At 60.8% G+C, this 1,184-nt stretch carries 1 protein-coding gene and 1 pseudogene; both read left to right on the forward strand.

The window, feature by feature from the left end:
* A pseudogene (locus ACFOVU_RS29355) lies at nucleotides 1–263 on the forward strand (hypothetical protein); the annotation flags it as partial.
* A gap of 558 nt (nucleotides 264–821) precedes the next feature.
* A partial coding sequence (locus ACFOVU_RS29360) for a reverse transcriptase N-terminal domain-containing protein (RefSeq protein ID WP_378538760.1) occupies nucleotides 822–1,184 on the forward strand: 363 nt, incomplete at its 3' end.

Genomic DNA, 1,184 nt, shown 5'->3' on the forward strand with positions numbered 1-1,184 from the left:
AGTCCGCCAAGCGGCTGCTCAAGCAGCGGCATCGACGCGAACAGCGCCACGCCACCCATCAGAACCACATCATCTCCACGACGATCGTGACCGAGGCTGAACGCACCGGGCGCGGGCTCTCACTCGAAAAGCTGACGGGCATCCGCGAACGGGGACGGCGTGCGACACGAAGTCGCACACAACAAGTGAGCATTTGCGAAAGAAAGATGATGCTCCGGGCCAGTGTCCAGGCCCGTCCCCACACTCACATGCGCCATTGGTAACGATGGGGTGTGAAGCTGAGTGGTCAAGCTCAAGGGTGATCCGGCCATCGGGTAGCCACAAGTGAGGGGAAGACTGGACGGGTGAACGCGAGTGAATCTCCGGCTATGCCTCGTGACGATCAGACTGCAAACCGGTGGCAGTAACAGGCAGTTGAAGGATCCGCTGCGGAAGGGCAGCAGGTGGTTCCCGGCAAGCCGTGGTCGGGAATAGGACACCACCGATCCCGGGGTAAAGGAGACACCCACCCCAGTCGCATCTTGTGTGTGCGGAACGTGGGAACCCCGTAGTGGTCCAGGAAACTGGTAAGCCGACCGCAAGGGAGGCAGAAATCCACTGCGGGAACAGGAGGGCTCAAGAAGCGAAGGCCGGTAGACCGAAAGGTCAGGGGAAGTCCGACAGGTATAACCCGCCGGATACGGGCTGATGCCCGACTCGAAAGAGGGCTGACGTGAGCCTGGTGAGTCTTTGAAGGGAGGCGCAAGGAAATCGGCACCGAAGGGCAAGTTGGACGCACTCAAGCGAACGGACCGGAGGACAACCCCTCGGACTGGCACACGATCCAGTGGGCAAAGGAAGAGGAGAACGTACGACGACTGAGGCGCAGAATCTTCAAAGCCACGCGGGAAGGGGACATGAAGAAGGTCCGCAACCTGCAAAAGCTCATGTTGAGGAGCCGCAGCAACACGCTCACAAGCGTGAAACGGGTGACGCAGCAGAGCGGGGGACGCAAGACGGCGGGCATCGACGGGGAAACAGCTCTCACCCCTGCAAAGCGGTGGGGGTTGGCGAACCAGATCCAGGAAGACAAGACCTGGGGTGCCAAGCCGGTCAAGCGCGTGTATATCCCCAAGGCCAACGGAAAGCAACGGCCACTCGGGATTCCTGTCATTAGGGACCGAGCCAACCAGGCTCGGGTCAAG

This window comes from Nocardiopsis sediminis (genome assembly GCF_042650565.1).
In the GTDB taxonomy this organism is placed as follows: Bacteria; Actinomycetota; Actinomycetes; order Streptosporangiales; family Streptosporangiaceae; genus Nocardiopsis_B; species Nocardiopsis_B sediminis.